Raw genomic sequence first — 25995 nt, forward strand, 5'->3', positions numbered from 1 at the left:
GATCTTCATCCCCTTGTCGGAGCTGCGCAAGACCCGCCTGGAGAAGGCCCACACCCTGGCTGAGCTCGGCAAGGGGCCCTATGCGCTGCGTTTTGCCCCCACCCACCGCACGGCCGACCTGCAGGCCACCTACGCCGACCTGGCCAATGGCGCCGAGGATGGGACCCCGGTGTGTGTGGCCGGGCGGGTGATGACCCGCCGGGTGATGGGCAAGCTCGCCTTCTTCACCCTGGCCGATGAGAGCGGCCCGATTCAGCTGTTCATCGAGAAGGCCACCCTGGCGGCCAGCGATCCCGAGGCCTTCCAGCAGCTCACCTCCCTGGTGGATGCCGGCGACCTGATCGGCGTGGAGGGCAGCCTGCGCCGCACCGACCGCGGCGAGCTGTCAGTGAAGGTGACCGGCTGGACCATGCTCTGCAAGGCCCTGCAGCCCCTGCCTGACAAGTGGCATGGCCTGGCGGACGTGGAGAAGCGCTACCGCCAGCGCTACCTCGATCTGATCGTCTCCCCCCACACCCGTGAGACCTTCCGGCGCCGGGCCAGGGCGATCGGCGCCCTGCGCCGCTGGCTCGACGAGCGCGGTTTCTTCGAGATCGAGACCCCGGTGCTGCAGAGCCAGCCCGGCGGCGCCGATGCCCGCCCCTTCGAGACCCACCACAACACCCTCGACCTGCCGCTCACCCTGCGCATCGCCACGGAGCTGCACCTGAAGCGCCTGGTGGTGGGCGGCTTCGAGCGGGTCTATGAGCTGGGCCGCATCTTCCGCAACGAGGGGGTGAGCACCCGCCACAACCCGGAGTTCACCTCGGTGGAGGTGTACCAGGCCTATGCCGACTACACCGACATGATGGAGCTCACCGAGGCGTTGATCGCCCATGTGTGCCAGGAGGTGTGCGGCGGCACCGTGATCCCCTACCAGGGCAGCACGATCGACCTCACCCCCCCCTGGCGGCGGGCCACCATGCATGAGCTCGTGCAGCAGGCCACCGGGCTCGACTTCAGCCTGTTCAGCGGTCGGGAGGAGGCCGCCGCCGCCATGGCCGCCCAGGGCCTCGAGGTGCCGGCCCTGGCCGATTCAGTGGGCCGCCTCCTGGTGGAGGCCTTCGAGCAGCGGGTGGAGGAGAGCCTGATCCAGCCCACCTTCGTGCTGGACTACCCGGTGGAGAACTCTCCCCTGGCCCGGGCCCACCGCAGCAAGCCGGGCCTGGTGGAGCGCTTTGAGCTGTTCATCGTGGGCCGGGAAACCGCCAATGCCTTCAGTGAGCTGATCGACCCGGTGGATCAGCGGCAGCGGCTGGAGGCGCAGCAGCTGCGCAAGGCCGCCGGCGACCTGGAGGCCCAGGGCGTGGACGAGGACTTTCTCCAGGCCCTGGAGGTGGGCATGCCCCCCACCGGCGGGCTCGGCATCGGCATCGACCGTCTGGTGATGCTGCTCACCGACAGCGCCTCGATCCGCGATGTGATCGCCTTTCCGCTGCTACGACCCGAGTTGCAGCGCAGCCGAGACAGCGAGGATGCCTGAGCGGCGAGGCGCAATGAGATAATTGGAACGGTAGGCAATCTTCCCCAATGGGGGCAGCGATTCCATGAGTGGCGAGCGCGTCGGTTTTCGCTTCCAGCACGCAGATGCGGTGGTGAAGCGCAACCCCCAGGGCCGCTCGCGTCGCGGCTGGGTGATGGAGCCGGTCGAACAGACGACCAGCCGGGGCACCAAGATGCCCGCCTACCGGATCCGCTGGCGGGACAGCGAACGCCCCGAGATCGTGCTGCAGCACATGCTGATCGCCGATCCGGATCCCACCCCGCCACCCGAGGGCGTCAGCCTGGTGCCCCCCGCCCCAAAGGCTTGAGCCGGTAACCAGGCCTAGGCGGGTCGCTCAGCCCTGGCGGCGACGCAGGCGCTCCAGGTCCTGCTCCGCTTCGAAGGCGGCCCAGTCCTGCTCCAGGTCGGCGCCGCCGGCGGCCCGGCGGGCCTGGCTCTGGCGGGCGGCCAGCTCAGCGATTCCCTGCTCGATCTCCGCGAAGCGGCTGCCCAGGGCGGCGAGTTCCTCCCAGTGGCGCCGACCCTGCAGCATCAGCGCCTCCACCCGCGCCTCAGCCCGCTGCGCCAGCGCGTCGGCGCCGGCGGAGCGGGCCTTGAGGATGCGGGCCTGCCAGGAGCGGATCTCCTCGGCCAGCTGCAGCAGCCCCCGGCGCTGGCGTTCCGCCTGGCTCTGGAGGGCCCGGCGCTGGGCCAGCAGGTCGCGGCGCTGGTCGCGGTCGTTCTGATCCCGCAGCAGCGCTTCCTGTTCGGGGTTGGCGGCCAGAAAGGTCTCCAGCTGGCTCTCCAGCCGGGCCTCCAGATCCTCCAGCCAGCTCATAGCGGCGGCTGAACCGGGGTGGGCTCACCGGCGGGGGTGGTGAGCAGCGGCGCCTCGATCTCCTGCTGCAGGGGTGTGATCGCGGCCTCCCGGGAGCAGAGCAGCAACTGGGTGAGGCGGGCCACGGCCCCTTCCCCCAGGCTGGCGTCGCCGATCCTGTCAAAGGCCCGGCGGTAGAGCTCCTCCAGCTCGCCCACCAGCTCTTCGCGCACCTGGCGCATCGCCGCCCGCTGTTCTTCCCGGCTCATGGTCAGCTCTCCCGCTGCACTGGCGCAGTCCACGCCGAGTCTGCTCCCTGGGGGCCGCCCCGGCCCGCCGCCGCCGGCACCAGCAGGTGCAGCGACAGGTCGCCGGCGGGGTCGCTCCAGCGCCGCACGGCCCGCCAGCCCGCCGCTGCCGCCAGGGCGGTGAAGGCCTCGGGGCTGTACTTGACGCTGTATTCGGTGATCAGCTCCTCGCCCGCCCCGAACCGCCAGCGGCGGCCAGCCAGCTGCACCTCCTGCTCCTGCTGGCTCACCAGGGCCATGGCGATGCGGCTGTGGTCGGCTTCCCAGCGGGCCCGGTAGGCGAAGGCGCCGGGATCGAACGTGCCGCCCAGATCGCGGTTGAGGCGCACCAGCAGGTTGCGGCCGAAGGCGGCCGAGGCCCCGGCCGCATCGTTGTAGGCCGCCTCCAGCCGGGCCCTGTCCTTGGGTTGGTCGATGCCGATCAGCAGGCAGCTGCCGGGGCCCAGCAGCCGGCTTAACTGCTCCAGCAGCCGCCGGGCCTGGTCGGGGCTGAAGTTGCCCAGGGAGCTGCCCGGGTAGAAGCCCAGCAGGCGCTGGCCCTGCAACAGGGGGTGCTCGGGCAGCTGGGCCAGCAGGCTGTAGTCACAGCAGATGCCGAGCACGGGCACGGCCGGGTGCTGGGCCTGCAGAGCCTCGCAGGCGCCGGCCAGGTGGCTGGCGCTGATGTCCATCGGCACGTAGGCCGGCGGTCGCAGCGCCTTCAGCAGCGGCGCCACCTTGCGGGCATTGCCGGCGCCGAATTCCACCAGCACGCCCTCGCCCAGGGCGGCGGCGAGCTCCGCGGCCCGGCTCTCCAGCAGGGCCGTTTCCACCCGGGTGAGGCTGTATTCGGGCTGGGCGCAGATCGCCTCGAACAGCCGGGAGCCCTCGGCGTCGTAGAGGAGCCAGGCGGGCAGCTGGCGCGGCTGCTGGGCCATCCCCTCACTCACCAGGCGCACCATGTCGGCGGGTTCGGGGTGCAGGTCGATCAGTTCGGTGCGGCTGGCGGTGCGGCTGGCGGGGGCGGTTGGCGGTGCGGTCACGCGGCTGAGGGGCTGAAGGGGCTGGGGTGATCGGGCGGGCTGGCCAGGTCGGGGCGGGCTTCGGGGCGGTCCTGGGCCAGCCGCAGGCCGGAGGCCATCCAGCGACAGCCCGGCGGGAAGAAATTGCGGTAGGTGGGTCGAGCATGGCCCGGCGGCGTGAGGTAGGAGCTGCCGCGCAGCACCATCTGGGAGCTCATGAATTTGCCGTTGTATTCGCCCACGGCTCCCGGGGCGGCGTGGAAGCCCGGATAGGGGCGGTAGGGGCTGGCGGTCCACTGCCAGAGCAGGCCATGGGCCTGGGGCAGGTGCCCGGCCAGGGCTTCCCATTCGGCCTCCGTGGGCAGGCGGGCCCCGGCCCAGCGGGCAAAGGCGTCGGCCTCGAACCAGCTCAGGTGCCGCACGGGCGCCTCGGGGTGCAGCGGCTGCGGGCCCGCCAGGGTGAAGGCATAGGGCTCGGCCGTGCCGTCGCGCCAGTAGAGAGGGGCCTGCCAGCCCTCGGCCCTGGCCAGGGCCCAGCCCTCGCTCATCCACAGCTCCGCTCGGCTGTAGCCCCCATCGGCGATGAAGGCCGCGTAGGCGCCGTTGGTCACCAGCCGCTCGGCGAGGGCGAAGGGCTCAAGCCACTGGCGATGCCTGGGCGCCTCGTTGTCGAAGTGGAAACCGGCGCCGTCGTGGCCGATCTCCAGCAGCCCGCCGGGATGCTCCAGCCAGCCGGATGGCGCCGGGCCGGCATCGCCGCCCGGGAGCCAGCCGGCGCGGAAGCGCTCCTCGGGTACGGCGGCGTAGCTGGGTTCGAGCGGGTTGCGGCTGAAGCCGTCCAGGAGGTCCATCAGCAGCAGTTCCTGGTGCTGCTGCTCGTGCTGCAGGCCCAGTTCCAGCAGTGCGTGGCTGCTGGATGACGGGTCCGGGCCTGGCTCCTGCTCCAGGGGCCCGAGCTGCTCCAGCAGCCTCTCCAGGGCCTGATCCACCTGCCGCCGCCAGGCCAGCACGGCCTCGATCGGCGGGCGGCTCAGCAGTCCCCGCTCGGGCCGCGGATGGCGCTCGCCGATCGTGTCGTAATAGCTGTTGAACAGGAAGCCCCAGGCCTCGGGCGCCGCCGTGAAGCCCAGTTCCGCCCCTGCCGCCTGCTGGGGCCGGAGCACGAAGGTCTCGAAGAACCAGGTGGTGTGGCCCAGGTGCCACTTGGGCGGGCTGGCGTCGGCCATGCCCTGCAGGCAGAGGTCTTCCGGCTGCAGCGGTGCGATCAGATCCAGGCTGTGCTGACGCACCTCACGGAGCCTGGCCGGCAGGCCTGTGGTCATGGGAGTGCCGGGTGCAGGCCCGACCTTAGGGAGGTTGCCTACGATCCCGCCACGCGGCGATCACGGCATGGGGCAGATCACTCAGGGCTTTGTCGGGGCGGTGGGCCACACCCCCCTGATCCGCCTGCGTGCCCTGAGTGAGCTCACGGGCTGCGAGATTCTGGGCAAGGCGGAGTTCATGAATCCCGGCGGCTCGGTCAAGGACAGAGCCGCCCTGGGCATCCTGCTGGAGGCTGAGCAGGAGGGTCTGCTGCGGCCAGGGGGCACCGTGGTGGAGGGCACGGCGGGCAACACCGGCATCGGCCTCACCCACCTCTGCAATGCCCGCGGCTACCGCGCCCTGATCGTGATTCCCGACACCCAGTCGGCCGAGAAGATCGGCCTGCTGCGCAGCCTCGGGGCCGAGGTGCGCACCGTGCCCGCCGTGCCCTATCGCGACCCCAACAACTACGTGAAGCTCTCGGGCCGCATTGCCGCCGAAACCCCCGGGGCGGTGTGGGCCAATCAGTTCGACAACCTGGCCAACCGCCGCGCCCACTACAGCTCCACCGGCCCCGAGATCTGGGAGCAGACCGAAGGCCGCGTGGATGCCTGGGTGGCGGCCACCGGCACGGGCGGCACCTACGCCGGCGTGGCCCTGTACCTGAAGGAACGCAAGCCCGCCGTGCGCTGTGTGCTCGCCGATCCGGAGGGCAGCGCCCTCTACAGCTGGGCCAGCAGCGGCGAGCTGCGCAGCGAGGGCAGCTCGATCACCGAGGGGATCGGCAACAGCCGCATCACCGCCAATCTGGAGGGTGCACCGGTGGATGACGCCGTGCGCATCGTCGACCAGGCCGCCCTGGACACCATCTATGGCCTGCTCTGGCAGGAGGGCCTGTTCCTGGGGGGGTCGGTGGGCATCAATGTGGCCGCGGCCGTGGAGACGGCCCGCCGCCTCGGCCCAGGCCACACGATCGTCACCGTGCTGTGTGACAGCGGCGACCGCTACCGCTCCCGGCTCTATGACCGGGAGTGGCTCGCCACCAAGGGGTTGCGGCAACCTGAGCGGGCCCTGGCCGCCGCCGGCTGATGCCTCCTGACTCCGCTCCTTCCGCGCAGCCGGGTGTGCTGATCGGCGATCGCTACAGGCTGGATCAATGCCTCAGCCAGGGAGCCCAGGGCAGCCTCTGGCGCGCCCGCGACCAGCTGGCCGGCGATGGCCTGGTGGCTCTGCGGCGGCTGGAGCCCAGCATCGACCAGGCCGCCGCCCTGGCCCGCTGGGGCCGGCTGCAGGGGGTGCTCCACCCCCAGGTGCCGCGGCTGGGCAGCCCGGTGCAGGACGGCGACGCCCTCTGGCTGGTGCGGGAGTGGCAGGGGGGGCGCACCTACCAGCAGCTGATCGAGGTGCGGGCCGAGCGGCAGATGGTGTTCGGTGCCGGCGAGGTGCTGCTGCTGGTGCGCCAGCTGCTGCCCGTGCTGGCGGTGTTGCATGGCCAGGAGCTGGTGCACGGCGATCTCTGTCCGGCCAACCTGCTGCGCCGCGACAGCGACGGCCTGCCCGTGCTGCTCGACTACGGGCTGGTGGCCGGCGGCGTGGTGGTGACTCCCGGCTATGCGCCGCCGGAGCTGGCCCACAGCTCCAGGCCCGAGGCCTGGATGGACCTGCATGCCCTCGGCGTGACGGCTCTGGTGCTGCTGAGTGGCGATGCGCCGGCCACCCTGCTGGATCCGGTCACGGCCCAGTGGCGCATGCCCGCGGCCCTGAGCACCGAGCCGGACCTGCAGAACACTCTGCAACGCCTGCTGCAGCGCCAACCGGATCAGCGCTTCGCGTCGGCCAGCCAGGCGCTCACGGCCTTTCAGGCCCTGGCCATGCCTGAGTCCACCGGCCCGGTGGCCAGGGCCGACCGCACCGTGGTGCTGGTGCCGCCGCCGGTGCGGCAGCCGGCCAGCCCCGCCGCTGCCGCCGCTGCCGCTGCCGCCTCTGCGGCCCCTGCCGCTCCGCCGGATCTGCCGCCCCTGCGCTCCCCCGTGCCCGCCACCCCTGTCCGCAACCGGGGTGAGGCCAGGGATGAGGCCGCCGAGGGTGGCCTCTGGCCAGTGGTGATGGCCCTGGTGCTCTCCGCCGTGATCGGCACGGCGCTCGGTTGGTGGTGGCTCAGCCGCGGCCGCCAGGCGGCGCCCACGGTCCCGGATGCGGGCCTGCAGCTGCCCAGCGGCAGCCTTCCGCCTGGAGAGGTGGATCAGCGCCAGCAGTTGCTCAACCGGCTGCGCGCCCTGCAGGTGGATCGCAGCTGGTTTTTGAAGTTGGTGGATGCCAGCCTGCTGGCCCAGTTCCCGGAGCGGGGTGGACGCCCGCCCAGCGACTCCCTGGAAGACGCGCCCCTGCGCAAGGTGTGGAACGACCTGGCCGAGGAGTGGCTGGCCCGGGTGGAGCAACTGCCCCTGGGAATCCGTCGCCGTCTCGGCGGCTACAGCAACGCCGACTGGGAACGGCGCCAGCAGAGCCTGGCCAGCCAGGGGATCAGCCCCCAGGTGCTGCGTCAGCTGGTGTCGGGCAATGCCCAGAACCTGCTGCGGGGCCGGCAGGACTCGGGAATCCCACCGGAGCCGTTCCGCCAGCTCTGGTTTGCCGCCGCTGAGCAGATCCTCGGCAGCATGCAGATCGAAGCGATCGAAGCCCGGCCCCTGCAGACCCAGACCATCTCGGCCTCGGTGGAGGCCGGTGGAGCGCGGCTGTTCCCGGTGCGGCTCACCCCGGGCCAGCGCCTGGTGCTCGGGGTGAACGGCTCGCCCCTGATGGCGATGAGCGTGTTCGGCGCCGACGGCACGCTGCTGGAGCCCAAGGGCCCGCTGCGGGTGGTGAGCCTGCCTGCCCAGAAGGCCTCCCCGGTTCAGCTGCTGGTGACCAATGAGGGAGTCGCTCCGGCCCTGATCACCCTGTCGCTGCGGGCCGACCTGCCCGTGCCCAGCGCCCCTCCGGAGCCCACCACTCCCCAGACCCCTGAAGCAGCACCGGAGCCTGGCGGGACAGCGGACCCGCCGCCGCGCTCGGCCCCTCCAGCCGCCCGACCGGAGGCCCCCCCGGACGGCGGGCCGCCGCTGCTCCGGGAGCCCCCCCCTCCCGTCGGGACCCCCAACGGCGACGACGAGCCGAACCAGCCGGGCGCCTAGAGCCGGGCGATGGCGGAGCGGGTGTCCTTGGCCTCCTGCTTGCGCCGCTCCTCCTGCCGTTTGTCGTGCAGCTTGCGGCCCTTGCCCAGGCCCAGGGACACCTTGATCCAGGAGCCGTGCAGGTGCAGGTTGAGTGGGATCAGGGTGAGGCCCTTCTGCTCCAGGGCCACGCGCAGGCGCTCGATCTCGCGGCGGTGGGCCAGCAGGCGGCGCACCCGCAGCGGCTCGTGGTTGAAGTAGGCGCCGGCATGGCTGTGGGGGGAGATGTGCACGTTGTGCAGCTGCAGCTCGCCGTTGCGGATCAGGCAGAAGCCGTCGCGCAGGTTCGCCTGCCCCGCCCGCACCGATTTCACCTCCGTGCCGAGCAGCTCGATGCCGCATTCGAGGTCGTCGAGGATCTCGTACTGGTGCCGGGCGAAGCGGTTGTCGGCCAGCAGGCGCCGAGCCGCATCCCGCTGGGCCCTGGCGGCCAGCTTCTTGGTGCCGCCCTTGGCCATGGTTTCGCTCTCGCTGCGCGCCTGCTCCACTGCCGACCCTAGGTGCCCTGCAGGGCACCCCAGGCGGCACAGCGGCTGGGCGGGGCCGGTACCCTCCAGCCATGGCGATCGTCTCCTCCGGATCCCAGGGCCAGGATCGCCGCCGCAGCGGCGCCGGCTCCGGGCAGCGGCTGGTGGATCCCCAGGCTGATGCCGAGACTGCCCCCCGGCCCGAGGCTGCGCCTGAGGCTCCCCAGGCCCGCGAGGACTCGCTGCGGCCGCGTCGCCTGGCCGACTACATCGGCCAGGGCGAACTCAAGCAGGTGCTCGGCATCGCCATCGAGGCCACCCAGGCCCGCGCCGAGGCCCTCGATCACGTGCTGCTCTACGGCCCCCCGGGCCTGGGCAAGACCACCATGGCCCTGGTGCTGGCCGAGGAGCTGGGGGTGCGCTGCCGCATCACCAGCGCGCCGGCCCTGGAGCGCCCCCGCGACATCGTGGGCCTGCTGGTGAACCTGCAGCCCCGCGAGCTGCTGTTCATCGATGAGATCCACCGGCTCAGCCGGGTTGCCGAGGAGCTGCTCTATCCGGCCATGGAGGACTTCCGCCTCGATCTCACCGTGGGCAAGGGCACCACCGCCCGCACCCGCAGCCTGCCGCTGCCGCCCTTCACCCTGGTGGGGGCCACCACCAGGGCGGGCTCGCTGAGTTCGCCGCTGCGGGATCGCTTTGGCCTGATCCAGCGGCTGGAGTTCTACGGCCTGCAGGACCTGCAGGCGATCGTGCAGCGGGCGGCCGGGCTGCTGCGCCTGCAGCTCGAGTCCGAGGCGGCCCTGGAGGTGGCCCGCCGCTGCCGGGGCACGCCGCGGATCGCCAACCGGCTGCTGCGCCGGGTGCGGGATGTGGCGGCCGTCAACGGTGAGCCCTTGATCACGGCGGCCCTGGTGGACCAGGCCCTCAGCCTGCACCGCGTCGACGGCCGCGGCCTCGATGCCCACGACCGTCGCCTGCTGCGGCTGATGCTGGAGGCCTACGGGGGCGGCCCGGTGGGGCTCGACACCCTGGCCGCCGGCCTCGGCGAGGACCCCGCCACCCTCGAGGCGGTGGTGGAGCCCTACCTGCTGCAGCAGGGCCTGCTGCAACGCACCCCCCGGGGGCGCTTGCTCACACCGGCCGGCCGCGCCCATCTCGACGCCCAGGGCGCCATCGCATGAGCTGGCGAGCCCTCGCTACCCGCCTGTCGAGGCTTCTGCTGGCCACCGGGTTGGTGCTGCTGGTCTGGCTGGGGAGTGCAGGGGCCGCAGGTGCCGAGCCGGATCCCGCCGCCCACGAGCGGCTGTTCGAGCAGGCCCTGCTGGCCAGCCGCCAGGGGCGCTTCGGCGAGGCCCTGCCCCTCTGGGATGAGGTGCTGGAGCTGGCGCCCGGCGACGCCGCCGCCTGGAGCAACCGCGGCAATGTGCGCCTGGCCCTGGGCGATGCCGAGGCGGCGATTGCCGACCAGAGCCGCGCCGCAGAGCTCGATCCGGCCAGCCCCGACCCCCACCTCAACCGCGGCACCGCTGAGGAGTCGCTGGGGCGCTGGCAGGCCGCCGCAGACGATTACCACTGGATCCTGGAGCGTGATCCAGCCGATGCCTCGGCCCTCTACAACCTCGGCAACGTGCTCGGCTCCCAGGGCGACTGGCCGGCGGCCCGGGCCAGCTTCGAGGCGGCGTCGCTGGCCCGGCCGGGCTTTGCGATGGCCCGCTCCAGTGCCGCCCTGGCCGCGTTCCAGCTGGGGGATCGCGCCGAGGCTGAACAGGCGCTGCGCGCGCTGATCCGCCGCTATCCCCTGTTCGCTGACGCCCGCGCCGGCCTCACGGCCCTGCTCTGGCAACAGGGCCACCGCGGCGAGGCCGAGAGCAACTGGGCGGCCGCTTCCGGCCTCGATCCCCGCTACCGCCAGGAAGAATGGTTACGGCAGACGCGGCGCTGGCCGCCCGCTCCGGTGGAGGCTCTCCAGCAGTTCCTGGCCCTCTCCTGAGCCGCACCCCCCTGAGCTGATCCCCTGATGCCCACCAGCCCCACTCCTCTTGCGGCGACCTCTGGCCAGGCCGGCGGCTCCGGTGCCGGCTTCAGCTGGCAGTGCCTGGGCCTGGAGGCGGAGCTGCAGGCCGTGCTGCCGGAGCTGATCCAGCTGCGCCGCCACCTGCATCGCCACCCCGAACTCAGTGGCCACGAGCAGCAGACGGCGGCTCTGGTGGCCGGGGAGCTGCGCCGCTGGGGCTGGCAGGTGCGCGAGGGGGTGGGCCGCACCGGCGTGCTGGCCGAGCTGGGGCCGGCTGGCTCCGGGCCGGGTGGCGATCCCGTCGAGCCCCTCGTGGTGGCCCTGCGGGTGGACATGGATGCCCTGCCGGTGGAGGAACGCACCGGGCTCGACTACGCCTCCACCACGCAGGGCCTGATGCACGCCTGCGCCCATGACCTCCATACCAGCGTGGGCCTGGGGGTGGCCCGCCTGCTCAGCGCAGTGGCCCAGCGGCAGCCCCAGCTGCTGCGCCACCGGGTGCGGCTGTTGTTCCAGCCCGCTGAGGAAACGGCCCAGGGGGCCGCCTGGATGAAGGCCGATGGGGCGATGGAGAACGTGGCGGCCCTGTTCGGTCTGCATGCTTTTCCGAGCATTCCGGTGGGCACGATCGGGGTGCGCAGCGGCAGCCTCACGGCGGCGGCGGGCGAACTGGAGGTGGAGGTGCTGGGGGAGGGTGGCCACGGCGCCCGGCCCCACCAGAGCACCGATGCCATCTGGATCGCGGCCAGGGTGGTGAGCGGGCTGCAGGAGGCGATCTCGCGGCGGCTCGATGCCCTGCATCCGGTTGTGGTGAGCTTTGGTCGGATCGAGGGGGGCAAGGCCTTCAACGTGATCGCCGACCACGTGCGCCTGCTCGGCACGGTGCGCTGCCTCGACAACGACGTGCACGCCCAGCTGCCTGCCTGGATCGAGGAGACGGTCCACGCCCTGTGCCGCGGCCATGGCGGCGAGGCCCGGGTGCGCTACCGCTGCATCTCGCCGCCCGTGCAGAACGATGCGGCCCTCACCCAGCTGGTGGCGGAGGCCGGCTGTGAGGTGCTGGGCAGCCAGCAGGTGCAGTGGCTGGATCAGCCTTCTCTGGGGGCGGAGGACTTCGCCGAGCTGCTCGACGGCATCCGCGGCACGATGTTCCGCCTCGGGGTGGCGGGACCCGACGGCTGCGCCCCCCTGCACAGCAACACCTTCGCCCCCGATGAGGGCGCTCTAGCGGTGGGCGTGCGGGTGCTCACCCTGAGCCTGCTGCGCTGGATGGAGCGGCCCCGATGAGTCCCCCCGCTGCCACGCGTCAGCGCCCGTTGCTCTACACCATGCTGGCCCTCTCCGCGCCGCTGCTGCTGGTGGTGGCCCTGGGAGTGCTGGCCCAGCGCCGCGGCCCCGACCGCTGGCAGGCGGTGCCGGCGCTGGTGATCGGCGCGGCCCTGCTCGGCACCAGCCTCCACAGCCGCCGCAGGCGGCGCCGCTCGTTGCTGGCGGCCCTGCGCCAGGGCCGGCCATCCGCCAGGCTGGAACCATGAGCGAAGCTCCGACCCCCGCCCCCAGAACCAGCCCGCCGACCTGCCGGCGCTCGAAGAGGCCATCCTCTCCGGTGATCCCTCCCGTTCCATGCCTGCCCTGGTGGGGCTGCGGGAGGTGCCGGATGAGCAGGCGGTGCCGCTGCTGCTGCGGGGGCTGGAGCAGTCGGCCTTCATCGTGCGCTCCCTGAGCTGCGCCGGCCTGGGCGTGAAGCAGACCGAGGCCGGCTGGGAGGCCCTGGTGCAGGCCGTGCACCACGACGAGGACGCCAACGTGCGCGCCGAGGCGGCCAATGCCCTGGTGAGCTACGGGCTGGAGCGGGCCTGGCCCGTGGTGCTCGAGGCCTTCCGGGCCGACACCCAGTGGCTGCTGCGCTGCAGCGTGCTCTCGGCCGTGGCGGAGCACCCCGAGGCGCGGGCGGCGGATCTGCTCGAACTGGCGGAACTGGCCCTGGCCGATGCCGACGACACCGTGCGGGTGGGGGGCACCGAGATCCTCGGCCGCCTGGTCCAGCAGCGCTCGGCCCCGGCTGATGCCGGCGTGGTCGAGCGGGCCAGAACCCTGCTCAGCGGCCTGCAGCAGGACGGCGACCACCGGGTGGTGGCGGCGGCGCTGAACGGACTGCAGGGCAAGGCAGCCGAGGGCTGACGGCCGCGGCAAGGCGCCCCAGGGACAACCTTGCTAGCTTTCTGATGTCACTAGGGGTGCCCCGCACACGCCACTTCCGGCGGGTGTTGCCAGGGCTGAGATCACACCCTCCGAACCTGATCCGGGTCATGCCGGCGCAGGGAAGTGTGCCGAATCCAACCGTGGTCCGCCTGGTCCCGGGAGTGTTCGGATCCGGAGTTGTGCCTTCCCATCCCCTGGCCGCCGGTCCGTTTGCACCCCCTTCCCGAGCCGATCATGCGCAGCGCCTGGATTGAGAAGCGTCGTGGCGACGCCAACGTGTCGCAGATGCACTACGCCCGCCAGGGCGTGGTGACCGAGGAGATGGCCTATGTGGCGCAGCGGGAGAACCTGCCCGCATCGCTGGTGATGGAGGAGGTGGCCCGGGGCCGCCTGATCATCCCCGCCAACATCAACCACCCCAACCTGGAGCCGATGGCGATCGGCATCGCCAGCCGCTGCAAGGTGAACGCCAACATCGGCGCCTCCCCCAACGCCTCCGACCTCAATGAAGAGGTGGCCAAGCTGCAGCTGGCCGTGAAGTACGGCGCCGACACGGTGATGGACCTCTCCACCGGCGGTGTCAACCTCGATGAAGTGCGCACGGCGATCATCAACGCCTCCACCGTGCCGATCGGCACCGTGCCTGTGTATCAGGCGCTGGAGAGTGTGCACGGCTCGATCGAGAAGCTCGATGCCGACGACTTCCTGCACATCATCGAGAAGCACTGCCAGCAGGGCGTTGATTACCAGACGATCCACGCCGGTCTGCTGATCGAGCACCTGCCCCTGGTGAAGGGTCGCCTCACCGGCATCGTGAGCCGCGGCGGCGGCATCCTGGCCCAGTGGATGCTCTATCACCACAAGCAGAACCCGCTATTCACCCGCTTCGATGACATCATCGAGATCTTCAAGCGCTACGACTGCAGCTTCTCGCTGGGTGATTCGCTGCGTCCCGGCTGTCAGCACGACGCCTCCGATGCCGCCCAGCTGGCTGAACTGAAGACGCTGGGTCAGCTCACCCGCCGCGCCTGGGAGCACGACATCCAGGTGATGGTGGAGGGTCCGGGCCATGTGCCGATGGACCAGATCGAGTTCAACGTCAAAAAGCAGATGGAGGAGTGCAGCGAGGCGCCCTTCTACGTGCTCGGCCCGCTCGTCACAGATATCGCCCCCGGCTACGACCACATCACCAGCGCCATCGGCGCCGCCCTGGCCGGCTGGCACGGCACGGCCATGCTCTGCTACGTGACCCCCAAGGAGCACCTCGGCCTGCCCAACGCCGAGGACGTGCGTGAGGGCCTGATCGCCTACAAGATCGCCGCCCACGCCGCCGACCTCGCCCGCCACCGCCCAGGAGCCCGCGATCGCGACGACGAACTCAGCCGCGCCCGCTATGCCTTCGACTGGAACAGACAGTTCGAGCTCAGCCTGGACCCGGAGCGGGCCAAGGAATACCACGACGAAACCCTGCCGGCTGACATCTACAAGCAGGCCGAGTTCTGCTCGATGTGCGGACCCAAGCACTGCCCGATGCAGACCAAGATCACCGATGAGGATCTGGCCGGCTTGGAGCAGGTGCTGAAGGCCCAGGAGGCCGCGGCAGGCCAGCCGGTGGGGGTCTGAGTGCGGCGGGGGCGGCCTCTGCAGCCCTTGTTACCTTCCCCATGCTCACAATCGAAACGGTTGAGCTTCTGCTGCTTGTGGCGACCGTGGTGGCCATGCTGGCCCGCCGCTGGCGCCTGCCCTACAGCGTGGGTCTGGTGCTGGGGGGCATCCTGCTGGCCTGGCTGCCCTTCGCTCCTGATATCGCCCTGACGCGGGAGCTGATCTTCAATGCCTTCCTGCCGCCCCTGATCTTCGAGGCGGCGATCTGCATCGCCTGGCCCGCCCTGCGCAAGGACCTGCCGGTGGTGCTCACCCTGGCCACCCTGGGGGTGGTGGTGTCCGCCGGCGTCACCACCCTGGGCATGCACTACCTGGCCCACTGGAGCTGGCAGGCGGCCCTGCTGTTCGGTGTGCTGATCTCGGCCACGGATCCGGTGTCGGTGATCGCCACCTTCAAGGAGGCCGGGGTGCATGGCCGCCTGCGGGAGCTGGTGGAGGCGGAGAGCCTGCTCAACGACAGCACCGCCGCTGTGGGTTTCGCCATTGCGATCGCCTTCGCCACCGGCGCCACGATCACGCCCCTGGGCACCGTCCAGTTTCTGGCACTCACGATCGTGGGTGGGGTGGCCTGTGGCGCCGCCGTGGCCGCGGCCCTGCTCGCCCTGGCCGGCCGCACCGAGGACCCCTTGGTGGAGATCACCTTCACCACGGTGGCGGCCTACGGCTCCTTTCTGCTGGCGGAGCAACTGGAGGTGTCGGGGGTGCTGGCCACCCTCACCGCCGGCATCATGCTGGGCAACCTCGGCCCCCTGGGCGCCATCTCCCCCAAAGGCCGCGAAGCGGTGGAATCCTTCTGGGAGTACGCCGCCTTCGTGGTGAATTCGCTGATCTTCCTGCTGATGGGAATGCTGGAGGCCCACCAGAATTTCTCCCGGGTGCTGCTGCCGATCGGCATCGCCATTGGCCTGGTGCTGGCCGGCCGGGCCCTCTCCACCTATGGCTGCTGCGTTCTGTTCGGTTCGTCGTCGCTGCGGGTGAAGGCCAACCACCAGCACGTGCTCTTCTGGGGCGGCCTGCGCGGTGCCCTCGCCCTGGCGCTCGCCCTGGGCTTGCCCACCAGCCTTCCCTACCGCGACGCCGTGGTGACAACGGCCTTTGCGGTTGTGGCCTTCTCGGTGATCGTGCAGGGTCTGTCGATCACGCCGCTGATGCGGGGGCTTGGGGAGATCGCGCCTGCACCGTCCGGCAGTCCTGTCGAGTCCTCGGGCTGAGCTGAGCGGTCCTGTGCGGCGCCGCCCCCCTTGCGCTCACATCCGCTCCAGGGTCGGAATGCCCAGCAGCCCCATGCCCAGCTTCAGGGTGGCGGCGGTGAGCTGGCAGAGGGCCAGGCGCGAGGCGCGGGCCGGCTCAGGTGCCTTGAGCACGGGCACCTGGTCGTAGAAGCGGTTGAACACCTGGCTGAGCTCGAACAGGTAACTGCACAGGCGGTTGGGCAGCAGCTCCTCCTCCACCTCCACGATCACGCCATCGAGCTTGAGCAGCTCCCGCACCAGGGCCCATTCCTGCGGTTCGCTGAAGCTCAGCGCGCTGGGTGCCTCCGGGGCTGGATCCCCGGAACCGGCCGCCGCCCCATCGCCCCCCTTGCGGGCGATGCCGGCGATGCGCACCACGGAATAGAGCAGGTAGGGGGCCGTGTTGCCCTGCAGCGCCAGCATGCGATCGAAGCTGAACTGATAGTTGGTGCTGCGGTTCTGGCTGAGATCGGCGTACTTCACCGCCGCCAGGCCCACGGTGGTGGCCACCTGCTCGATGAAGGCCTCGTCTTCGCTGCGCTCTTCTTCGCTTAGGCGGCGGCGCAGGTCAGCCTCGGCCCGCTCCACGGCCTCATCCAGCAGGTCGCGCAGGCGCACGGTGTCGCCGGCACGGGTCTTCAGCTTCTTGCCGTCGTCGCCCTGCACCAGCCCGAAGCACATGCTCCAGGCGTGCCCCGGCCGGGATCCAGCCGGCCCTCTCGGCCACCTGGAACACCCCCGCAAAGTGGGCCGCCTGGCCCGCATCGGTCACGTAGATCACCCGCCGGGCGCCATCCCCCTCCGGCGGCGCCGCGAAGCGGTAGCGGATCGCGGCCAGGTCGGTGGTGGCGTAGTTGAAGCCGCCGTCGCGCTTCTGCACGATCACCGGCAGGGGCTTGCCGTCTTTTCCACTCACGCCTTCGAGGAACACACAGCGGGCGCCGTCGTCGGTCACCAGCAGGCCACAGGCCTCCAGATCGGCCACCACCGCCCCCAGATAGCGGTTGTAGAACGACTCACCCCGCTCGCTCAGGTCGATGGCGAGGCGGTCGTAGAGCTTCTGAAACTCGCGGCGGCTCTGGTCGCACAGCAGCCCCCAGGCCTTCAGCGACACCGGATCGCCCCCCTGCAGCTTCACCACCTCCTCGCGGGAGCTGGCCTGGAAGGCGCCATCGGCATCGAAGCGGGCCTTGGCCTGGCGGTAGAAGGCCACCAGATCGCCCAGGTCCACCGCGTCGGCGGTGCTGAGGGCCTCCGGCGCCACCTGCTTGAGATGGGTGATCAGCATGCCGAACTGGGTGCCCCAGTCGCCCACGTGGTTGAGCCGCAGCACCGGATGGCCGCGAAACTCCAGCAGCCGGGCCAGGGAGTCGCCGATGATCGTGGAGCGCAGGTGCCCCACGTGCATCTCCTTGGCGATGTTGGGGCTGGAGAAGTCCACGATCACCGGCGCCGGCGCTATAGAGCCGGGCTCCCGCACGCTCGGCACCCCCAGGCGCGGATCGTCGAGGCGGTGCGCCAGCTCGGCCGCCAGCCGCTCCGGCCGCAGGGTGAGGTTGATGAAGCCTGGGCCGGCAATCTGGGGCTCCAGGCAGAGCTCCGTGAAGCTGGGGTCGGTGCCGAGCTCAGCCACAAGTGCGCTGGCGATGGCGCGGGGCGCCTGGCCCAGCGGCTTGGCCAGGGCCAGGGCGCCATTGGCCTGGAAATCGCCGAATTCAGGCTTGCTGGCCGCCCCCAGCTGGGGATCCAGGCGGCCTCCGCCCTGCCGCGCCACCGCCGCCTGATCGGGAAACGCCCGCTCCAGGGCCGCCGTGAGCTGGGCTTCAAGGGCGTGGGCGATGCGCAGCATGGGTGGCAGGGGCGGCCGGTGTGCCGGGGTGGAACAACAATCCGGCTCCGATCATCCCCCTCCGCCTTCCGTCGCTGGCCCCCCTGCCCCCGGGCTGCAGGGCCATGTCACATCGGGCACGCCGTCGGCTGCCCTGGGTCACCTCTGATTCACGCTTTCTTCCTGGGTCGCAGCGGTCGATGGCGCTAGGGGTGGGGAGCAGCACTCACTTCCACTGGTGTGCCTGCGCTTCGGCCTGATTGGAGAGTGATCTGTTGCCCGATCCCCATCGTTTCACTGGCCACGCTGCCCCAGGTGGTTGGCGTCGGGGTCAGCGCTGGTTCCTGCTCTGGAACGGTGACGCCGGGGCAGATCCCGCTGGGGCGCAGGCCAGGCCCCAGGCCTCGGGCGAAGCCGCAGGTTGCAGACCGGCGTGGCGGCCAGGCCTGAGCTTCAGCGTTGCCTCCTTGCTGAAAAAGCGCCGAAACTCCAGAGAGTCTCAGCGCCAGAGATCGTTATCAAACGGGCTGAATCAGCCTTAGAAGGAGAACGTGGTTTTCAACATGCCACCAAAGGTGTCATCCGTGCCGGTGTTCTCGATGTAGAAAAAGGCGGGAGTCACCGCGATGTTGTCCGTGACCTGCCAGTTGTACCAGAGCTCGTAGGCCAGGTTGTCGTTCCCATCGCCCCCATCAACCCAGAGGCTGTTGCTGCAGGTTCCCACCGTGCCGCACTTGCCCCCATCCACCACTCCCACACTGCCGAGGGCCATGCCGAGGCTGTTGCCCTTGATGAACATGTCATCCCAGGTGAGGCCCACCATCCAGCTCCAAGCCTCATCGTTGGAGCGGCGGTCGATGTCCGACCAGCCAAAACCGGCGCTGATCGAAGGTACCCAGCCAGCTTCCTTCGGCTGCCAGTAGCCGCTCACGGCCACGTTATTGCTGGCGCTGGTGGGGAAGAGCTCGAACGGATCGTAGTCAGAGTAGGTATAGGCAATGGCACCGCCCCAGTTCTCTCCGATGTAGCCCCCCTGTGCGGTCACGATAAAGTCCCGCCCGGCGCCGACGGTTGAGTCGGAGGCTGCACCGATGTCAGACACGTAGGCCATGGTAAAAGCCCATCCTTCCTTCTGCCACTGCAGGCCGGCTCCGGCACCCTGGGTCTTGTTGTAGGTGGCCTGGGCGCCGGCGTAGTTGAAGATGTCGAGGCCCATGTCCACTGGATAGGCGGTGGGCCAGAGCACGATGTCGTCCTGGGCGACGTTGGCACCCACGGTGGCGATGAAGTTCTCACCGATGGGAAACTGATAGAAGAGGCGATCGATGAACACAGAGTCGGCGGAGTCCTCCTCACCGAAGCTGATGCCCAGGGCGGTGTTGCCGTTGCCGAACACCGAGCTGCCGAAGTTACCTGCCCGCAGGGTGGTGCGCAGCAGGTCCTTCCCGGAGAAGCTGGTGTCGAAGCTGAGCTGAACGTCGTAGTTGGCGGTGATGTTGTCACCAAAACCGGTGTTCCCGGCGCCACCCAGCACCATGGTGGCCTGACCGCTGAGCTTGGTGGTGGTGGAGAACTGGCTGGCCTCCAGCTCACCCACCTTGGCCTCAAGGCCGTCGACGCGGCCCTTGAGGATGGCCAGCTCCTTCTCGAACTCGGCCATCAGGCGCTTGAGCTCGTCGGTCACCTCGGTGACGCGGTCAAGGCAGGCGTTCAGCAGCGCAGCGGCTTCAAAACGGGTCATGGCCCGCTGGCCGCGGTAGGTGCCGTCGGGATACCCGGCGACGCAGCCGTAGCGCTCAATCAGGTTGGAGAGAGCCTGGTAGGCCCAATCCGTGGGTTGCACGTCCGAGAACTGGGAGATGCTGGTCACCTGCTCCTGGGAGGCGTACCGGTCAACGCCGTCGAAGTTGAGCTCGGCAGCCGTGGCGGCCACAGGGGCCAGCAGTCCAAGTGCTGCGGGGGCAACCAGCAGTTGCTGGAACAGGTGCATGGGTTCCTCACACGAAAAGGAAAGGTAAGCGTAGTAACGATTCTCATTCTCAACACAGTGGTCTGTGCCGGTGGGCCTTCTGGCTGGTTGGGTCAAGCGGGCTGTCGTCAGGCTCAGAGTTGCGCCCATTCCCCTGGCAGTACATTGGCCACGAGAGTGAATCCGCCTCGGCCATCCGGCTTGATCACATAGGCGATGCCTTGGGGATCTGGATAGATGCCAGTTGCCGATTCAAAAATGTCGTCATGGCCAACAATCACTGTGTTGCTGCCGCGTTCTGGAAGTTCAGTCAGTAAGGGAGTGACGTTCTTCTTCATCAAAGCAACCAAGTCATCGGTGTACTCCTCGTAGGGAAGAAAATTCAGACGTGAATCCTTCTTGTCATACCTTCCAAAGGCCAGGTTCGCCGTCTGCCAGGAGCGACAGTACTCGCTGGAGATCACTCTGCTCACGGGAATGCCCTTGGTCGTGAAGGCGGCACCAATATCTCTGGCATCCTGAATGCCCTGCTGGCTCAACTGACGCTGGGTCGAGCACTCGCCCAGGCTCATGTTGGGATCGGCTTGATCGGCATAGTCTTTCACCGTTTGAGCGTGGCGGAAATAGATGACATAGCTCCCTGTTTCAGGGCTGATAGCAGCGCTTTGCCACTAATTCGATCTTGAAAGTCTGCGTTGGCCTGTTCACCAGGGGACAGCGCCTGAGCCAAGCGAAGTGGGGCAATGGTCTGGCCCCCTGTGCGCGTTGAGACGCGTTCAGATTCACTCACTGCAGTCCATGCAGGCTGATGGGCAGCCGACACTCCGATGATGCCCAAGGCAAGAGACAGGACTAGTCGGGACATGAAGCAAGACCTCTTTAGAACGGAACTAGAAGCGACTTGTTCAATGGAATCATGCTTGTCAGATCTCATCACCCATCCACAGATAAATGTTAGACGTTGGAGCACAGGCCAAGGAGCGCCAATCCGCGTCTGAACCCTATGGGATCAAGGAAGAAGCCGATGGCTTGTGCATCACTCCTGCAAGTGCTGATTGTTACAGGCTGGACACACTGAGTGCGCTCTTGATCGGTCAGGGTGACATTTCATACGTTTACGGGTGTCATGACCGATGCCATCTGCAGTCGAAATGGCTAAACAAGGTGTGTGGTTCAGGAGTAGAGGTCTGCATTGACCTGGCCAGATATCGGCAAAGGTGTGGCTGCCCTGCGGCGGTGGAGGTCCTGGCCCGGGCTCTGGCGCTCCGCCGCGGCGTACGTGAAACCAGGCGATCCAGCCAACCCATCCAGACTCGATGCGTCGTCGTTTCTGCTTGCTGAGGCTTGCCTGGAGGAACCACTCTGGGTTGTGGAGGTGAGCGCCCAGGCAGAACTCAGGGACAGGTTGATCAGCATGGGCCTGCATCGGGGTTGCCCACTGCGGGTGGTGATGCGCGCTGCCCGCGACTCCCATCTGGTGGCGGTCGCCAATGCCCGCCTGGCCCTGGATGGGGCGATGAGCCGAGCCATCCGGGTACGCCGCTCAGCCATCCAGATCGCCCCGGACGCGCCGTCAAGCTCCATTCCATCGCTCGCTTCATCCATGGACATGTCACCCCAGGGACCCACGCAGCAGTCCGGCTCAGCGCACCCGGTGGATCAGGTGCAGCTGCAGACCCTCCCCGCAGGCAGCCGCGGCCGTGTTCAGGGGTATCGGCAGGGATCGAGAAGTTACCGCCAGAAACTTCTGGCCATGGGTCTCACTCCTGGAACCGAGTTTGAAGTCACTCGCCATGCCCCGATGGGCGATCCGGTGGAATTGAAAGTGCGGGGATTCTCACTCATGCTGCGTAAGCATGAAGCTGACATGTTGATCGTTACGGTGTTACGCCATGCCTGAAGCCATCATCGCCCTTTGTGGCAATCCGAATTGTGGCAAGACAACCCTGTTCAACGAGCTGACTGGCACCAATCAGAGGGTTGGCAATTGGCCCGGAGTCACGGTCGAGCGCAAGGAAGGCCTGCTCGAGGTTGGTTCCATGCCGGTGCGGCTCGTGGATCTGCCTGGTATCTACTCGCTTGACCTGGCTGATTCCCACGGAGGCCTCGATGAAAAGGTGGCCAGGGATTATCTGACCTCCGGCAAGGTGAATCTGATCATTAATATTGTTGATGCCTCGAATCTGGAGCGGAATCTCTATCTCACTGCCCAGATCATGGAGATGCGTCTCCCCATGATCGTGGCCCTCAACATGATTGATGTGGCCGAAGAGGCGGGCTTCGCCACCGACAGCGTCGCCCTCTCCGAGCGGCTGGGATCCCCGGTCGTTCCGCTGGTGGCCGCAAAGGGCATCGGGGTGGAGAGCCTCCTGCATGGCGTGGAGCGTGAGCTGCAGAGCCCGACGCCACCCCGGCCCTATGTGGCCTACCCGCCAGTGGTGGAGGATGCCATCGCCGCCCTGATGCCCCAGCTCGGCTGCCTGAGCGCCGCTGTGGGCGCCGGCAGCCTCACGCCGGACCACCGCTGGCTGGCCCTCAAGCTTCTGGAGGGCGGTTCCCAGGGCGAGACCCTGCTGCAGGGCCGGCGCGAGCTGAGCCAGCAGGTGGCGAGCCATCGGCGCTGCATCCGCCAGGTTCTCCAGGACGACATCGATGTGGTCTTCGCTGACAGCCGCTACGGCTGGATCCGGCAGCTGGTCTCTGGCGTGGCCAGGCAGACCCGTCTCGTCAGCCGCAGTGTGTCAGACCGGATCGATCAGGTGGTGCTGAACCGCTGGCTGGGAATCCCCATCTTCCTGCTGGTGATGTATGCACTCTTTCTGGTGACAATCAACATCGGTGGAGCATTTATTGATTTCTTTGACATTGCAGCGGGCACCATCTTCGTGGATGGATTCGGCGCCCTGCTGGCTGCGGCTCAGATGCCTGAGTGGCTGATCCTGATCCTTGCCGGAGGTGTCGGTGCCGGCATCCAGACCGTAGCCACGTTCATACCCATCATTGGAATCCTGTTCCTTTTTCTGGCCATCCTGGAGGATTCGGGTTACATGGCCCGGGCGGCCTTCGTGATGGATCGCTTCATGCGCTTGATCGGCCTGCCAGGCAAATCATTCGTACCCATGCTGATTGGATTTGGCTGTAATGTGCCTGCCATCATGGCCACCCGTACGCTTGAAAACAGGCGCGATCGGTTGCTCACGATCATGATGAATCCCTTCATGTCCTGTGGAGCGCGACTGCCGGTCTATGCCCTATTCGCTGCGGCCTTTTTCCCTTTATCCGGTCAGAACGTGGTGTTTGGTCTTTACCTCATCGGTATTGCCATGGCCGTGCTCACCGGCCTGATCCTGAAAACCACCATCCTGCGTGGCCAGGCATCCCATTTCGTCATGGAGTTGCCGGCCTACCACATGCCCACCATCAAGGGAGTGCTGATCCGAGCCTGGGAGCGGTTGAAAAGCTTCATCATGCGGGCCGGAAAAGTGATTGTGATCATGGTGATGGTGCTCAGCATCCTCAGTTCAGTGGGTGTTGATGGCAGCTTTTCCAATGAGAACAGTGATCGATCTGTGCTCAGCAGCGTCAGCCGATCAATCACTCCTGTCTTCAGCCCTCTTGGCATCCGTCAGGAGAACTGGCCGGCCACGGTGGGAATCTTCACGGGTGTGTTTGCCAAGGAGGCCGTTGTGGGCACCCTTGATGCGCTCTATTCCACGCTTGGGGCCCAGGATGATGCGGCCCGAGGCCTCGCTCCCCAGGCCGACGACGACTTCCGCTTCTGGGATGGCCTGGCGGAGGCGGTGGCCACCATTCCAGCCAACTTGTCGGAGGTTCCCGCCATGCTGCTCGACCCCCTGGGCATCACTGTGGGTGATGTCAGCAACGTGGATGCAGCGGCCGAGGCGCAAGCGGTTGGGGTGGGAACGTTCGGCGCCATGGCCACCCGCTTCAACGGCAGGATCGGAGCTTTTGCCTACCTGATCTTTGTGCTGCTCTACTTCCCCTGTGTGGCCGCCATGGGTGCGGTCTACCGGGAAACCAACGGGGGCTGGACAGCCTTTGTCGGCCTCTGGACCACGGGTCTGGCCTACGCCGCATCCACCCTCTTCTATCAGGTGGGAACCTTTGCCAGCCATCCGCGCCTGTCCATGGGCTGGATTCTGGCCGTCATGGTGGTTGCTGCCCTCACCATTCTCGGCTTGAAGGCCATCGGCCCCCGGGCCGTGGACCCGGAGCGCGAGCGGCTGAATGATGCCTCTGCCCAAGCCCTCTGAGATCCAGATCCTGTGATTCTCAGTCTTCTCCAGAATTACTTACGAGACCATCGAGCGGCTTCGCTCACCCAGATGGAAGCCAGCCTGGGTGTACCAGCTGACGCTCTGCGAGGCATGTTGGATCTGCTGGAGCGTAAGGGCCGGGCCCAGCGCCTGCCTCGTGCGCAGCGCTGCCATGGCTGCACGCTTTGCGACGAGAAAGCATTGGAGTTCTACCGCTGGATGGGCGACACGGATGTGCCGGCTCAGAGGCCCTGTCAGCAGGAGCAGCGTCCTCAGTGAGTCTCGCTGGAGATCGCTTCTGCATCATCCTTGCCGCCCATCGATCAGCTTGATGTGACTCTGCCCAGCACACTGAGGACATCAGCGACGCACATGCGGCGATGAAAAGCGCTTGACAAAGTGGTACGCATGATCTAGTATCGAACGTTAGATTCGACTCAGCAAATCTTTTTCGGCGCGCAGCGCTGGCGACGCGATCAGGCCCTCGGCCTGCCTGGAGAACGCGCTGATCCCAGGCTCGTCCCACGCTGATCCGCCATGCGGCCCACACCCTTCAGTCCAGCGATCTCCTGTTGATGCCAGTGTCCCAAGCCATGCGTGCCACACCCAGTCCGACCACATCCAGTCCGACCACGCCCAGCACCCTTGAGCGCTCGGCTTCCAGCCAGGCCTTCGGCGGCAGCAGCTTTGTGCTGGTGTACCACCGCTCTCCTTACGACCTGAAAACCGCTGCTGATGGCAGCACTGAGTTTGTCGACCAGAAGAGCCCGAACGGCATCATTCCCACCCTCCGCAACCTGTTTCTGGAGGAACGCTCCGGCACCTGGATTTCCTGGCGCCAGGATGAAGACGCGGTCAATGCCGCTGATGAACGGCTCACCGTTCCATCGGCCAACCCGTTCACCTTGCGACGGTTGCCGCTCACCGAGAAGCAGATTTCAAGCTTCTATCATGTGACCTCGAAGGAGTCCTTCTGGCCGATTCTGCACAGCTTTCCAGGCCTTTTCAGTGTTGACAACTCAGACTGGGACACCTTCGTAGGCGTCAACCAGTCGTTTGCCCGTGCGGCCTGTGAGGAGGCGGCGGAAGGGGCCACGATCTGGGTGCACGATTACAACCTCTGGCTGGCCCCAGCCCAGATCCGGGCCCTCCGGCCCGATGTGAGGATCGCCTTTTTTCACCACACACCCTTCCCCTCCAACGACGTGTTCAGCATCCTGCCCTGGCGGGATGAAATTCTCGACAGCCTGCTCTGCTGCGACCTGGTGGGCTTCCACATTCCCCGCTACGCCGACAATTTCTCCCGCACCGCCATCAATCTGCGTGGCGCCCGCTGTGGGGATCCCGTGCCCGTGGCGGTCAAGTTCCGCCACCACGGCAGTGCCCTGGCCCAGCCCACGGTGTTGCCCTGGTTGGAGCACAACGGCCGTCGGGTGCATATCCAGGCCTCACCGGTTGGCACCTCTCCGGATGTGATTCGTGAGCTGAGAGACAGCACCGAGGTGCAGACGATGGCGACCCAGATCTCCGAGCAGCATGCCGGCCGCAAGTTGATCATCTCGGCCTCCCGGGTGGATTACACCAAGGGCAACGAAGAGATGCTGCTCTCCTATGAGCGGGTGCTGGAGCAGCAGCCCCAGTGGCACGGCCGGGTGGAGCTGTTCCTCGCCTGCGTGGCCGCCGCCAGTGGCATGCGCATCTATGAAGACATCCAGCGCTCGGTGGAGGAGATCGTGGGCCGCATCAATGGCCGCTTCGGCCGCATCGACTGGACCCCCGTGCGCCTCTCCACCCGCCGCACCCCCTACGACGAGCTGGTGGCCTGGTTCAGTCAGTCGGATGTGTGCTGGATCACGCCGCTGCGCGACGGTCTCAACCTGGTGGCGAAGGAATACGTCGCCGCCCGCCAGGGCCAGGGCGGGGTGCTCGTGCTCTCGGAATTCTCCGGAGCCTCGGTGGAACTGGAAGACGCCGTGGTCACCAACCCCTATTCCCACCGCAGCATGGACGCGGCCATCGTCGCCGCCCTGGAGATGCCCCTGGAGGAGCAGAAGCAGAGAATGGCCTCGATGTCGGAGGCGGTGGAGGAATTCACCGTGCAGCACTGGGCCGAACAGCAACTGGGCACCCTGCGCGCGATTTGAGCCTCCCCTCCAGACGCTGGCTCCTGGCCCTC

At 68.1% G+C, this 25995-nt stretch carries 22 protein-coding genes, 1 pseudogene and 1 riboswitch; of the genes and pseudogenes, 15 read left to right on the forward strand and 8 right to left on the reverse strand.

What is annotated here, in order from left to right:
- The first annotated feature begins 13 nt into the window (after positions 1 to 13).
- Entirely contained in the window at positions 14 to 1522 is a 1509-nt protein-coding gene (gene lysS / locus IQ220_RS01420; protein ID WP_193912958.1) for a lysine--tRNA ligase, read from the forward strand.
- Between the two features lie 64 nt (positions 1523 to 1586).
- The gene (locus IQ220_RS01425; RefSeq protein ID WP_186698038.1) at positions 1587 to 1850 is read left to right on the forward strand and encodes a hypothetical protein; all 264 of its coding nucleotides are present in this window, start codon (positions 1587 to 1589) and stop codon (positions 1848 to 1850) included.
- A gap of 27 nt (positions 1851 to 1877) precedes the next feature.
- On the opposite strand, the gene IQ220_RS01430 is transcribed toward IQ220_RS01425, so the two are convergent.
- The 4 genes from IQ220_RS01430 to egtB all read right to left on the reverse strand — a co-directional run bounded on the left by IQ220_RS01430 (position 1878) and on the right by egtB (position 4970).
- The gene (locus IQ220_RS01430; protein WP_193912960.1) at positions 1878 to 2360 is read right to left on the reverse strand and encodes a hercynine metabolism protein; all 483 of its coding nucleotides are present in this window, start codon (positions 2358 to 2360) and stop codon (positions 1878 to 1880) included.
- Positions 2357 to 2608, reverse strand: coding sequence for a hercynine metabolism small protein (locus tag IQ220_RS01435; RefSeq protein ID WP_186698042.1), 252 nt, complete (start codon positions 2606 to 2608; stop codon positions 2357 to 2359). The genes IQ220_RS01430 and IQ220_RS01435 overlap by 4 nt, the downstream gene beginning before the upstream one ends.
- A 2-nt stretch (positions 2609 to 2610) precedes the next feature.
- Positions 2611 to 3588, reverse strand: a complete 978-nt coding sequence (gene egtD, locus IQ220_RS01440; RefSeq protein WP_193913177.1) for an L-histidine N(alpha)-methyltransferase — start codon at positions 3586 to 3588, stop codon at positions 2611 to 2613.
- Positions 3589 to 3665: 77 nt separating this feature from the next.
- Positions 3666 to 4970, reverse strand: coding sequence for an ergothioneine biosynthesis protein EgtB (egtB, locus tag IQ220_RS01445; protein WP_193912962.1), 1305 nt, complete (start codon positions 4968 to 4970; stop codon positions 3666 to 3668).
- 67 nt (positions 4971 to 5037) lie between these two features.
- On the opposite strand from egtB, the gene IQ220_RS01450 reads away from it, so the two are divergent.
- The gene (locus IQ220_RS01450) at positions 5038 to 6039 is read left to right on the forward strand and encodes a cysteine synthase A (RefSeq protein WP_193912964.1); all 1002 of its coding nucleotides are present in this window, start codon (positions 5038 to 5040) and stop codon (positions 6037 to 6039) included.
- Positions 6039 to 8123 (forward strand): serine/threonine protein kinase, encoded by a 2085-nt coding sequence (locus IQ220_RS01455; protein ID WP_193912966.1) that lies wholly within the window; start codon positions 6039 to 6041, stop codon positions 8121 to 8123. The genes IQ220_RS01450 and IQ220_RS01455 overlap by 1 nt, the downstream gene beginning before the upstream one ends.
- Here IQ220_RS01455 and smpB read toward each other — a convergent pair.
- The gene (smpB, locus tag IQ220_RS01460; protein ID WP_193913186.1) at positions 8120 to 8620 is read right to left on the reverse strand and encodes an SsrA-binding protein SmpB; all 501 of its coding nucleotides are present in this window, start codon (positions 8618 to 8620) and stop codon (positions 8120 to 8122) included. The two genes, IQ220_RS01455 and smpB, sit on opposite strands and share 4 nt — an antisense overlap.
- A 101-nt stretch (positions 8621 to 8721) precedes the next feature.
- Here smpB and ruvB point away from each other — a divergent pair, with 101 nt between their 5' ends.
- The 7 genes from ruvB (at position 8722) to IQ220_RS01495 (ending at position 15724) form a co-directional block, all read left to right on the forward strand.
- Positions 8722 to 9813 carry a Holliday junction branch migration DNA helicase RuvB gene (ruvB, locus tag IQ220_RS01465; RefSeq protein ID WP_193912968.1) on the forward strand — a complete coding sequence of 364 codons (1092 nt, stop codon included), beginning with the start codon at positions 8722 to 8724 and terminating at the stop codon, positions 9811 to 9813.
- Positions 9810 to 10622: a tetratricopeptide repeat protein gene (locus IQ220_RS01470; RefSeq protein WP_193912970.1), complete on the forward strand. Its 813-nt coding sequence runs from the start codon at positions 9810 to 9812 to the stop codon at positions 10620 to 10622. The genes ruvB and IQ220_RS01470 overlap by 4 nt, the downstream gene beginning before the upstream one ends.
- 27 nt (positions 10623 to 10649) lie before the next feature.
- Entirely contained in the window at positions 10650 to 11933 is a 1284-nt protein-coding gene (locus IQ220_RS01475; RefSeq protein WP_228008796.1) for an amidohydrolase, read from the forward strand.
- A complete protein-coding gene (locus IQ220_RS01480; RefSeq protein WP_193814958.1) occupies positions 11930 to 12181 on the forward strand; it encodes a DUF3188 domain-containing protein in 252 nt (83 codons plus the stop codon). Before IQ220_RS01475 ends, IQ220_RS01480 begins: the two co-directional genes overlap by 4 nt.
- A gap of 88 nt (positions 12182 to 12269) precedes the next feature.
- Positions 12270 to 12827 carry a HEAT repeat domain-containing protein gene (locus IQ220_RS01485; protein WP_193912971.1) on the forward strand — a complete coding sequence of 186 codons (558 nt, stop codon included), beginning with the start codon at positions 12270 to 12272 and terminating at the stop codon, positions 12825 to 12827.
- Positions 12828 to 12869: 42 nt separating this feature from the next.
- A riboswitch (TPP riboswitch) is annotated at positions 12870 to 12987 on the forward strand.
- Between the two features lie 95 nt (positions 12988 to 13082).
- Complete coding sequence (thiC, locus tag IQ220_RS01490) at positions 13083 to 14471, forward strand: phosphomethylpyrimidine synthase ThiC (RefSeq protein ID WP_193912973.1); 1389 nt, start codon at positions 13083 to 13085, stop codon at positions 14469 to 14471.
- Positions 14472 to 14512: 41 nt separating this feature from the next.
- A complete protein-coding gene (locus IQ220_RS01495) occupies positions 14513 to 15724 on the forward strand; it encodes a sodium:proton antiporter (protein WP_193912975.1) in 1212 nt (403 codons plus the stop codon).
- 36 nt (positions 15725 to 15760) lie between these two features.
- On the opposite strand, the pseudogene argS reads toward IQ220_RS01495, so the two are convergent.
- From argS to IQ220_RS01510, 3 genes and pseudogenes are all read right to left on the reverse strand, one after another.
- Positions 15761 to 17594, reverse strand: a pseudogene (argS, locus tag IQ220_RS01500) (arginine--tRNA ligase).
- A 517-nt stretch (positions 17595 to 18111) separates the two neighbouring features.
- Positions 18112 to 19563 carry an iron uptake porin gene (locus IQ220_RS01505; protein ID WP_193912977.1) on the reverse strand — a complete coding sequence of 484 codons (1452 nt, stop codon included), beginning with the start codon at positions 19561 to 19563 and terminating at the stop codon, positions 18112 to 18114.
- 113 nt (positions 19564 to 19676) lie between these two features.
- Positions 19677 to 20147: a histidine phosphatase family protein gene (locus tag IQ220_RS01510; RefSeq protein WP_370566304.1), complete on the reverse strand. Its 471-nt coding sequence runs from the start codon at positions 20145 to 20147 to the stop codon at positions 19677 to 19679.
- Positions 20148 to 20821: 674 nt separating this feature from the next.
- On the opposite strand from IQ220_RS01510, the gene IQ220_RS15450 reads away from it, so the two are divergent.
- The 4 genes from IQ220_RS15450 (at position 20822) to ggpS (ending at position 25963) form a co-directional block, all read left to right on the forward strand.
- Positions 20822 to 21442, forward strand: coding sequence for a FeoA family protein (locus IQ220_RS15450; RefSeq protein ID WP_225875718.1), 621 nt, complete (start codon positions 20822 to 20824; stop codon positions 21440 to 21442).
- Positions 21435 to 23816, forward strand: a complete 2382-nt coding sequence (feoB, locus tag IQ220_RS01520) for a Fe(2+) transporter permease subunit FeoB (RefSeq protein ID WP_193912979.1) — start codon at positions 21435 to 21437, stop codon at positions 23814 to 23816. The genes IQ220_RS15450 and feoB overlap by 8 nt, the downstream gene beginning before the upstream one ends.
- Before the next feature lie 12 nt (positions 23817 to 23828).
- Positions 23829 to 24098, forward strand: a complete 270-nt coding sequence (locus tag IQ220_RS16320; protein ID WP_193912981.1) for a FeoC-like transcriptional regulator — start codon at positions 23829 to 23831, stop codon at positions 24096 to 24098.
- Between the two features lie 314 nt (positions 24099 to 24412).
- The gene (ggpS, locus tag IQ220_RS01530; protein ID WP_228008799.1) at positions 24413 to 25963 is read left to right on the forward strand and encodes a glucosylglycerol-phosphate synthase; all 1551 of its coding nucleotides are present in this window, start codon (positions 24413 to 24415) and stop codon (positions 25961 to 25963) included.
- Positions 25964 to 25995: the final 32 nt, after the last annotated feature.

The organism is Cyanobium sp. LEGE 06113 (assembly GCF_015207615.1).

Excerpts from the sequence above, each read along its gene's own strand:
- IQ220_RS01480 (WP_193814958.1), top strand. The coding sequence starts at position 11,930 with ATGAGTCCCCCCGCTGCCACGCGTCAGCGCCCGTTGCTCTACACCATG.
- IQ220_RS01430 (WP_193912960.1), bottom strand. The coding sequence starts at position 2,360 with ATGAGCTGGCTGGAGGATCTGGAGGCCCGGCTGGAGAGCCAGCTGGAG.
- IQ220_RS01495 (WP_193912975.1), top strand. The coding sequence starts at position 14,513 with ATGCTCACAATCGAAACGGTTGAGCTTCTGCTGCTTGTGGCGACCGTG.
- smpB (WP_193913186.1), bottom strand. The coding sequence starts at position 8,620 with ATGGCCAAGGGCGGCACCAAGAAGCTGGCCGCCAGGGCCCAGCGGGAT.
- IQ220_RS01450 (WP_193912964.1), top strand. The coding sequence starts at position 5,038 with ATGGGGCAGATCACTCAGGGCTTTGTCGGGGCGGTGGGCCACACCCCC.
- ruvB (WP_193912968.1), top strand. The coding sequence starts at position 8,722 with ATGGCGATCGTCTCCTCCGGATCCCAGGGCCAGGATCGCCGCCGCAGC.
- thiC (WP_193912973.1), top strand. The coding sequence starts at position 13,083 with ATGCGCAGCGCCTGGATTGAGAAGCGTCGTGGCGACGCCAACGTGTCG.
- IQ220_RS01485 (WP_193912971.1), top strand. The coding sequence starts at position 12,270 with ATGCCTGCCCTGGTGGGGCTGCGGGAGGTGCCGGATGAGCAGGCGGTG.
- IQ220_RS01425 (WP_186698038.1), top strand. The coding sequence starts at position 1,587 with ATGAGTGGCGAGCGCGTCGGTTTTCGCTTCCAGCACGCAGATGCGGTG.
- IQ220_RS01475 (WP_228008796.1), top strand. The coding sequence starts at position 10,650 with ATGCCCACCAGCCCCACTCCTCTTGCGGCGACCTCTGGCCAGGCCGGC.
- egtD (WP_193913177.1), bottom strand. The coding sequence starts at position 3,588 with ATGGTGCGCCTGGTGAGTGAGGGGATGGCCCAGCAGCCGCGCCAGCTG.
- IQ220_RS01470 (WP_193912970.1), top strand. The coding sequence starts at position 9,810 with ATGAGCTGGCGAGCCCTCGCTACCCGCCTGTCGAGGCTTCTGCTGGCC.
- ggpS (WP_228008799.1), top strand. The coding sequence starts at position 24,413 with ATGCGTGCCACACCCAGTCCGACCACATCCAGTCCGACCACGCCCAGC.
- feoB (WP_193912979.1), top strand. The coding sequence starts at position 21,435 with ATGCCTGAAGCCATCATCGCCCTTTGTGGCAATCCGAATTGTGGCAAG.
- IQ220_RS01435 (WP_186698042.1), bottom strand. The coding sequence starts at position 2,608 with ATGAGCCGGGAAGAACAGCGGGCGGCGATGCGCCAGGTGCGCGAAGAG.
- IQ220_RS01455 (WP_193912966.1), top strand. The coding sequence starts at position 6,039 with ATGCCTCCTGACTCCGCTCCTTCCGCGCAGCCGGGTGTGCTGATCGGC.
- IQ220_RS01505 (WP_193912977.1), bottom strand. The coding sequence starts at position 19,563 with ATGCACCTGTTCCAGCAACTGCTGGTTGCCCCCGCAGCACTTGGACTG.
- egtB (WP_193912962.1), bottom strand. The coding sequence starts at position 4,970 with ATGACCACAGGCCTGCCGGCCAGGCTCCGTGAGGTGCGTCAGCACAGC.